The 8,660-nt window shown below is 68.5% G+C and carries 9 protein-coding genes; 3 read left to right on the top strand and 6 right to left on the bottom strand.

Going from position 1 to position 8,660, the window contains the following annotated elements:
* Positions 1–30: 30 nt before the first annotated feature.
* The 3 genes from ACH54P_RS11390 (at position 31) to ACH54P_RS11380 (ending at position 2,735) form a co-directional block, all read left to right on the top strand.
* Positions 31–246 (top strand): hypothetical protein, encoded by a 216-nt coding sequence (locus ACH54P_RS11390; RefSeq protein ID WP_489912333.1) that lies wholly within the window; start codon positions 31–33, stop codon positions 244–246.
* Between the two features lie 147 nt (positions 247–393).
* Positions 394–594: a hypothetical protein gene (locus ACH54P_RS11385; protein WP_489912332.1), complete on the top strand. Its 201-nt coding sequence runs from the start codon at positions 394–396 to the stop codon at positions 592–594.
* Positions 595–833: 239 nt separating this feature from the next.
* Positions 834–2,735 (top strand): hypothetical protein, encoded by a 1,902-nt coding sequence (locus tag ACH54P_RS11380; protein ID WP_489912331.1) that lies wholly within the window; start codon positions 834–836, stop codon positions 2,733–2,735.
* Between the two features lie 611 nt (positions 2,736–3,346).
* On the opposite strand, the gene ACH54P_RS11375 is transcribed toward ACH54P_RS11380, so the two are convergent.
* The 6 genes from ACH54P_RS11375 to ACH54P_RS11350 all read right to left on the bottom strand — a co-directional run bounded on the left by ACH54P_RS11375 (position 3,347) and on the right by ACH54P_RS11350 (position 8,494).
* Positions 3,347–3,547, bottom strand: coding sequence for a hypothetical protein (locus ACH54P_RS11375; protein WP_489912330.1), 201 nt, complete (start codon positions 3,545–3,547; stop codon positions 3,347–3,349).
* Between the two features lie 413 nt (positions 3,548–3,960).
* On the bottom strand, positions 3,961–4,722 hold the full coding sequence (locus ACH54P_RS11370; protein WP_489912329.1) for a FadR/GntR family transcriptional regulator: 762 nt from the start codon (positions 4,720–4,722) through the stop codon (positions 3,961–3,963).
* A gap of 145 nt (positions 4,723–4,867) precedes the next feature.
* Positions 4,868–5,623 (bottom strand): SDR family NAD(P)-dependent oxidoreductase, encoded by a 756-nt coding sequence (locus tag ACH54P_RS11365; RefSeq protein ID WP_489912328.1) that lies wholly within the window; start codon positions 5,621–5,623, stop codon positions 4,868–4,870.
* 11 nt (positions 5,624–5,634) lie between these two features.
* A complete protein-coding gene (locus ACH54P_RS11360) occupies positions 5,635–6,633 on the bottom strand; it encodes an acyl-CoA dehydrogenase family protein (protein ID WP_489912327.1) in 999 nt (332 codons plus the stop codon).
* Positions 6,630–7,763, bottom strand: coding sequence for an acyl-CoA dehydrogenase family protein (locus ACH54P_RS11355; protein WP_489912326.1), 1,134 nt, complete (start codon positions 7,761–7,763; stop codon positions 6,630–6,632). The genes ACH54P_RS11360 and ACH54P_RS11355 overlap by 4 nt, the downstream gene beginning before the upstream one ends.
* The gene (locus tag ACH54P_RS11350; protein ID WP_489912325.1) at positions 7,760–8,494 is read right to left on the bottom strand and encodes an enoyl-CoA hydratase; all 735 of its coding nucleotides are present in this window, start codon (positions 8,492–8,494) and stop codon (positions 7,760–7,762) included. Before ACH54P_RS11350 ends, ACH54P_RS11355 begins: the two co-directional genes overlap by 4 nt.
* Positions 8,495–8,660 lie beyond the last annotated feature (166 nt).

The raw sequence follows: 8,660 nt of genomic DNA, 5'->3' as shown, positions 1-8,660 counted from the left end.
ATGGCGAATCTCACCATGAGGAGGCCGTCAGTGCGGCAGCAGATCGAGAGCTTCAGCAAGAATGAGCACAACGACCTGGCGGTGGAGATCCAGGAGTACTTGGCTCGCCTGAACGAGGACGCGCCTACGCGGATCTCATCGATGTCGATGTCCGAGAGCTGGGCTGTCGAGACGGGCGCCTGGTACACCGCGATGGTCGTCTTCGACATCGATGAGCAGGATTCGGCCCCGCCGAGCGTGTACTAGGCGGGTAGCACAGAGCCCCACGGTGGCCTACTGAGACGTGGGTGCCGTGGGGCTCTGGCCTTCACCCTTCACCCGAAGGTGAAGTGGACACCCGGCTGACGCGCCAATGGAGGGCAGCGCGCCCTTCGTCCCAGAGGGGCGCATGCGATGACCATCGTCGATCGGATGACCGCAGCGGTCCGCACCGGTAAGAGCCGTCCGTTCGTGGTGCACGGCGCTCCCGGGGTCGGGAAGTCGGCCTTGCTCGAGCACCTGGCGAGTTCGGCGACCGGCATGCGGGCGCTGCGTGCGGGTCATCCCGTGGCCGCTCGCAGGCATCTGGGCCTTACCTGGCCGGGCAGGAGATGATCTCACAACAAGCACCTGTGACAAAGGCTCGTCCACCGGAACATCCTGAAAACTTGCCGACCGACGTTCCCGATCATGCTGTACGGCCGGCGCCACGGCGATCGAGCGACCGCTTCGACGCGGTGTTCGGCCTGTAATGTCTGAAGAGCCGCAACGATACTACGGCTATGGCAAAGCGAGCAGCTACGCCGGTGAGAGCCGATGAGGCACGATTGGAAGTTCTCCTTCACGACTACTCGATGGCGCGGGACGACGAACGGTCGTATCTGAACACTTTGGCAGCGATGTTCAGCGTGGCGATCACCTTGCTGGGCTTGCTGATCGCCATCGCATCGACGGCTTGTGACTTCCGCCCGGACCAGAATCAGTGCTTGCCGGTCGCGCGACCGGCGTTGGCCGCCCTGCCGCTTCTCCCGCTGGCTACCATGGCGTACATCCAGATCGCGTCGTCGCTGGCCACCTTGAGGTCTTACTACCTGCGTGGCCTCGAACGAGAGATCAGAAGTATCGCCGGAGTGCCCATCGCGGCACTGGCGGGAATCTATTCTAGCTCCTTCTTCGACTTCTCTCAAACCTTGGTGAGCCTGCGCCGCGGGCGCAAAGGACTGAGGATCAGCGGCCTGATCGTCCTGTTCTCGATCATCGTCATATTCGGCGGATTCACCTTCCTCATTGCGACCAAGATGACGTTGCTATACCAAGTCGCCATGGTCGTTGTGTACGTGCCGATGTTCCTCGTTCTTCTGGTGGAAACGCTGAACGCCACGGTCGGCGGGCGTTCTTTGCTGACCACGGTGGTGCGTCAGTACCTCGCGGAGACACACGACGATCGTTTTGTTAACCCCGTGACGTGGGCGAGGGAGCGCACACTCGCTTCCTATCTGATATTCCCGCGTCCCGAGGACTGGCACAAGTGGCTGTTCCTGCCTCTAGCCTTTTGCTTCGGGCTGTTCTACACGCAACGCCCGCTCGCCGACACCGTGCCGCAGCTCGCTCTGGCTGTTCTGGTTCTTGAGTACCTCGTGTACCAGGGCAGATACCAGTGGAATGACATCCGGGGCCTGGCCGAAGACGTCGTCCACCCCGAGAAGGGGGCGCGCAAGAGGCTGCCGGTGGCGCGCGCCGGCGTGCGGACCGCCGTCGGAGCCAGCACGGGGACGATCATCGTCCGGCAATCGGTCGCCGGCGTGGTCATCGCGTGGTTAACCTACTCCGGCCAGGACGCGGCTGGCGGCATCCTGACCGCGGCGATGGTGATCGTCTGGCTGGCGGCCCTCTGGTACGAGGCACTTCGCGCCAAGGCGGTTACGACGGCGCCGACGGGGATGTCGCGCAATTCGCTGACCCTGGTGATCCTGGTCGGGTGCGGGTACGCGGCCCGCGCAGTCGTCGGGCTGGTGATCGCTGGGGTGTCACTCACCCGCCAACCAGCGGTCTGGGTGCTGGTGGTGGCCGCGTGGACGTTCGGGGTGATGTTCGTCAGCATCACCTGGGCGCTCGAAGGTTTGGCGCACGTCAGGAAGAAAGACGGCGGGTACCACTATGCGACCGGCCCGCGAGCGGAGCAGAACGGATTGCCGCTCCTGGGCCGGAAACCCCATCTGGGCGCCATGCTCTCGTTCCTCCGCGACGTGCGGCCCGATGCCGAGCTCGGTGCCGCGGACCTGAAGGAGGGTGCCAAAGAAAAGCCGTTCCTCGACAACGGTGGACCGCTGTCTGCTCCGTGGAACCTCGGCCTGGTCGCGTCGACCCCCCTCGGGTTCTTGTCCATCGCCGTGCTCGACGATCTGCCATGGCAGATCGGCTGGGGTGGCATGGCCCTCACGCTCGTAGCCGGCGTCGCGGTGGTGAAGGCGCCGATGGGAGGCGCGTTCGTGGTGATCTGGGGCCTCACCCTGGCGGCGCTATGCACGGTCAGTATTTCCGCCGGTCTGCTGTGGGTGGCTTTTTCCGGGATGTACGCCCTGTTCAGGAGCAGCTCGTACCACTCCTTGAAGCACCCTTTCGAGGAGATAGCGAAAGCGCTCAGGGATGTGAAAAACTGGCTATTCTATCGCTTCGTGGGTGCTGGCACTACTGGCCTGCTCGAAAAGCAGCCAGACGCAGCAGCGCTGACTGCGGATGCCAGGGCGCGGATGTAGTCCGCCCCGAACTTGCCCTGGGGCTGCGCGTATCCAGCACGGTCCCCCTCTCGGTGCGGCGTGAGGTGGCTGCATGCCATGCAAACTGCATGCGGCGGCTGTCGGGCAAGATGCACCCGTGAGCATGGCGTCGCAGACGTCCAGCCGACCAAGATCGACTATTGCTCTGTCGAAATGGAAGACATCGGCAAGGCCGGCTGCAGGGCCAGAAAGCGGTGCTGTTCCGGGGAAGGCGCGGTGGCGGGCGGATCCGGTGCCTAGTCTTGCAGACCATAACGAATGCTGGGTGTACGCAACACTCCATCATGTCGTCAATAAGGGCCCGCGAGTGACCGAGAATCTCGTCGAAGTTCGGATCGACGGTACGGTCGCGGGGCGGCTGGCACCAAGATGTCCGAAGAAATGCTGCCCGTGGTCCAGTTCCTCGCGGGCCGCAGGTTGGCGATCTGCTCAACCGTCACACCGGGCTCACGGTTGCGGGCGACCCGTACGACATCGTCGCGGAACTCCTGGGGGTAGGGCTTGGGCGCAGCGACATCCTCCCAGCTCACCATCACGGCAAGCCAACTCAGATGTCACCTACTCGTGCAGCAGACCCCCTACTCAATCTCTTAGATGATGAGCGTTGTTGCTATCGAGCAAGATCGTCCTCGGACACACGCATTATTCACCCGCGGAGAGGCCGTCACGTCGACGGCCTCTTTTTCGTGGTCGAACCGCAGGTCAAGCCGCAAGTCCCGGTAGAGCTGCGCCAGCCGGCCCGGCTGACCGTCGGCCAGCGCGGCGCTGACGTTGCCGAGCGAGTCGATCATTGCGTACACCTCAGCCTCGCCGAGTCGAACTGAGACCGTTCAACGTCGCAGCCGTGTCGATCTGGATGGGTGGGCTCACCACCGAGCGTGCCCTCGCTACATCGCGTCGCTGCCCGAGAACGTCCAGCCGGCCGGACGCCGGGAGTCGCCTCAGTTCACCGGTGAGGTCGTGGCGGCTCTCTGCGCCGCCGAGGACTTCATGGACTACTCAGGACGCGCCTTCATCGGCGCGGAGCTGGGTGTGACGGACATCGACGGTACTGCGCCGCCGTCGCTGCGTGATCGCCTGGGTGCGCCGCCGGAACTGCACGACAGCCTCCGGCAGCGCCGACTACCTCGAGTTCGTACGCGGCGCAGGGCGGCCCCACGTCCCGGTTGATCATTCGGGATCTGTGCGCCACCGCCTGCCGGTCTCAGCCGGAGAAGAACGAGCTGAAGGCCGGCGAGTGGTCTCGCAGCCACTGTTCTTGCGGGACGATCGGCCGGTCGAGGCGGCCTTCGCGGCTCATGCGTTGTTCGAAGGCCTCCAGGTGCTTGGCCATGGCGCGGGTGGCGCGGTCGGCGTCGCCCGCGGCGATGGCCTTGGCGATCGCCATGTGGGCTTGGTTGGCCTCGTCGAGGTCGGTGTCCTCGATCGCTTCGCCCTTGAGGTGCTCGCGCAGCAGGTCGTGCGGCACGATGACGAGCACGCGCAGCAAGAGGTTGTTCGACATCTCCGCGATGCGCTCGTGGAAGGCGACTTCGTTGGTGTAGCCCGGGCCCGGGTTGTGCTCGGCGAGCTTGAGCAGTGACTGCTTGCTTTCCGCGCTCGCCAGCGTCGCGGCGAGGCCGGCTGCCGGCGGTTCGACCATCTTCCGGTATGTCGTCAGGTCGCGCAGCGGTGCCTTCGACAGGGTCAGCACGGGCGCCAGTGTGTGGCTGAGGTTCGACAGGTTCGGTTGCGCCACGAAGATCCCGCCGTGCGAGCCGCGGCGGATGACCACGAGACCCTGGGCTTCCAGCAGCCGGATGGCCTCGCGGACGGTGGCGCGGCCGAGGCCGCTCTGGGAGATCAGCTCGGGTTCGCTCGGCAGCTGGCTGCCCGGCTCCAGGCCCAGGCCCAGGATCTGCGCGCGGATTTCCTCCGCGAGCGAGGCGGCGGCCTTCGGTAGCGTGCGGGCGCTCTTGACCGCCACGGTGGGAACGCTGTCCCGCCGAACTCCCTCGGGCACGCTTGACCTCCTGGTGGGGACCTCCGGGCGCCGCGCCCATGAGGACAATGATGCGACAAATGCTAGCACCGGGCGCAAGGGGCATGGCGGCCCGCTTGCGCCCGCGTGCTCAGCGGGGCGGCATGCGGACCGCGCCGTCCAGCCTGATGGTCTCACCGTTGAGCATGGGGTTGGCCACGACGTGCCCGGCCAGGTGCGCGAACTCGTCCGGACGGCCGAGCCGGCTCGGGTGCGGGATCTGCTTGCCCAAGGAGTCCTGAGCGGCTTGCGGGAGCCCGAGGAGCATCGGCGTCTCGAAGATGCCCGGCGCGATCGCACAGACACGGATGTAGTGTTCGGCGAGGTCGCGGGCCGCGGTCAGCGTGAGGCCGTGGACGCCCGCCTTGGACGAGCTGTAAGCCGCTTGCCCGATTTGCCCGTCGAACGCCGCGATCGACGCGGTCAGCACGATCACGCCGCGGTCGCCGTCGAGAGGCTCGTTGAGGCGCATCGCCTCGGCGGCCAGGCGCAGCACGTTGAAGCTGCCGACGAGGTTGACCTCCACCACTTTCCGGTACAGGCCGAGGTCGTGCGGGGTGCCGTCCTTGCCCAGCACGCGCTTCGGCGGTGCGATGCCGGCGCAGTGGACGACCACCCGCGGAGCCTCGCCCGCGGCGAGGGCGGCGCGCACCGCGTCCTCGTCGGTGACGTCGGCGGCCACGAACCGCACGCGGGCGCCGAGCTCGGCTGCGAGGGCGGCGCCGGGGGAGCTGGGCAGGTCGGCGATCGTCACGTGAGCGCCCGCGGCGTGGAAGCGGCGCACGGTGGCGAGGCCGAGGCCGGAAGCGCCGCCGGTGACGACGGTCTGCTGGTCTTTGAGTTCCACGGTTTCTCCGATCAGAGGGTTGAGGAGTGGGCGGTGAGCGCGGCCCACAGGTCGCCGCCGTAGCCGGTCTGCACGAGGCGGGCGAGCCCGCCCGACCACTCGGTGGCCGACCCGAATTCGTCGCGCCAGGCCCAGAGGCGGGTGGTGAAGTGGTGCAGCGGGTGTTCCTCGGTGACGCCGATGGCGCCGTGCAGCTGGTGCGCGGCGCGGGCGACCCGGGTGGCGCTGGTGGCGGCCTGGATCTTGGCCGCCGCCACGGCGACCGCGGCGGGGGTGTCCGGGGCGGTGCCGGCGCCCGGGAGCAGGCCGGCGGCGAGGCCGACGGCACTTTCGACCGCGGCCACATCCACCAGCATGCGGGCCAGCGTGTGGCGGACGACCTGATGCGCCGCGAGGGGTTTGCCGAACTGCTCCCGGGCCAGTACGTGCTCGCGGGTGAGCCGCAGGCAGGAACGCAGCGCGCCGAGCAACCGGCAACTGCTCCCGAACGCGCCGAGCAGGCGGATGTCCTCCCGCACCCGGGCGTCCAGCGACCGGGCCTCGTCGGTCTTCACGGTCACGATGCCCCGCGGCTCACCGGCGAGGTTGTGCCCGGGCTCGCCGGAGCACGGGGGCAGGCGCGTGAATGCCGTCCCCCCGCCCGGCGCCGCACCCACCACCCAGATCTCGTCGGCCACGGGGGCCCACGCGACGTCGACCTCGGGTTCGCCGTGGGAGTCGGCCACCGCGACCACTCCGCCGGGCACGGGCTCCCCGGTGAGGACGGCCAGGTGCGCCACCGGGAACAGTGCTTCGGCCAGCGGCACGCTCAGCCCGGCCTCGGCGGCCTTCACCGTCACGGTGACGGCATCGGTCAGTGCACCGCCGGATCCGCCGAGGTGTTCGGGGATCCCGACCCGGGTCAGCCCGGTCTCGGTGAGCGCCGCCCAGGCGGCGCCTTCGATGCCGGTGCCGGCGTGTTCGCCGCGGCGGCCGGCGATCTGGTCCAGCAAAGCGTCCAGGTCGCTCATGACAGTCCCTCCGCCCGGGCGATGATGTCGCGCATGATTTCGCCGGCCCCGCCGCGCAGGGTGAACCCGGGCGAGTGCGTCTGCGCTTGACCGAACAGTTCCGCGAGATCCGGGGCCGGGTGCTGCGAGAGCCACTCCCTCGCGACGTCGAGGGTGTCCTGCTCGAACGTCGTCCCCAGGTCCTTGACCACTGCCGCGGCGACGCCGGGAGCTTCGCTGTCGCCGAGGTGCTTGCCGACCCGCGCCGACATCGATCGCAGGACCACCAGCCGTGCCACCAGGTGTCCGAAAGCCGGGTCTGCCGCGCCCTCGCGGGCCATCGCGGCCAGCAGCGGAAAGGTCGACAGGAAGCGCTCGGGGCCGCTGCGCTCGAACCCCAGTTCGCCGAGCACCTGCTTCCAGCCGCTGCCGGGCGCGCCCAATACCCGGTCGGCGGGTACGAACACGTCGTCGAAGAACACTTCACAGAAGTGCTCGCGACCGTCGAGTGTCCTGATCGGACGGACGGTGACACCGGGTTGCGCGAGGTCGACGATCATCTGGGTGAGCGCTGTGGACGCCTTCTCGCCGCGATCTCCGGTGCGCACCAGGGCGAGCAGGTGGTGGGAGTGCTGGGCGTGGCTGGTCCAGATCTTGGAGCCGGTGACTGTCCAGCCGTCCCGAGCGGGGACGGCGCGGGTGCGTACCGAGCCGAGGTCCGAACCGGACTCCGGTTCGCTCATGCCGATGCTGAAGTACAGCTCGCCGCGGGCCATGCGCGGCAGGAAGAATTCCCGCTGCTGCGCGGATCCGTGGCGCAGCAGCGACGGGCCGACCTGCCGGTCGGCGAACCAGTGCGCGGCCACCGGTGCGCCCGCGGCGAGCAGCTCCTCGATCACGGCGAAGCGCATCGAGGGCGAGGTTTCGCGGCCGCCGTGGTGGCGTGGCCAGGTCATGCCGATCCAGCCGCGGCGGCCCAGCTCCCGGGAGAACTCGGGCGAGTGGCCGGACATCCAGCTGTCGCACGATGACGCCATAAGCCCGGAAGCCCTGGCCTCGGCGAGGAATTCGCGTATCGCGACGCGTTCGCGGGTGATCTCGCCGGGCTCCGCGCCGAGGGGTTCGCCGAACAGTTCCAGCGCCGCGCTCATCGGTGGGCCGCCAGCCGCTCGCGGTACTCGGGCCGGTCGACGCTGGCCAGCTGGCGGCGCAACTCGAACTCGCTCGCCTCGGCGTGCTCGGCCAAGGACGGCGTGGTTCGCAGCGTGTCCTTGATCTCGCGCACCAGCCGCCGTGGTGCCGCCGCGACCGGACGGCAGAATGCCACGGCTTCGGTCAACAGTTCGTCATCCGCCACGCAGGACCACGCGAGGCCCACCTGCACGGCGCGCGGGCCGTCCACGGCGTGGCCGAACAGTGTCATCGCGGCGGCTGCCTGCGTGCCGGCCGCGCGGTCGAGCAGCCAGGTGTGGCCACCACCGGGGTGCACGGGAATGCCGACGAAGCGCGGGTCGAACACGGCCGAGGCGCCCGCGATGCGGACGTCGCAGGCGAGCGCGAGGTTGAACCCCGCGCCCACGGCCGGGCCGTTCACCGCGGCGACGGTCGGCAGCGGCAGGGCACGCACCCGCAGGAACGCCGAGTAGACGCGACGCAGCACCTGCTCGTCGGCGCGGCGCAGCGCGTCGCGGTCGGCGCCGGAGCAGAAGGCGGTACCCGCCCCGGTCAGGACGACCGCGCCGACCCCTGGATCGGCTTCGACCTGCGTGATGACGTCGCCGAGCTCGTCGGCCAGTTCGAGGGAGACGGCGTTTCGGCGGCGGGGGTCGGTGAGGGTGATGACGGCGACCCCGTCGTCGTGGTCGTACCGGACGAGTGGCATCAGGCGCTCCTTCGCGTCTTGCGCTTCAGGTCAATCTGGCGCAAGATTAGCCTAATGCGACGGAGCGTGGGAGGTTCGATGGCGAGCACCGCGACGACCTGCCGGGGAATCGGTGGTTCCTCTCCGGTGGACGGTCGGCCACCCTCCCCGCGCGCGTCGACCGTCC

Source organism: Amycolatopsis sp. N2S4-7, from assembly GCF_058119595.1.
This window is presented reverse-complemented; position numbering and strand designations above follow the sequence as displayed.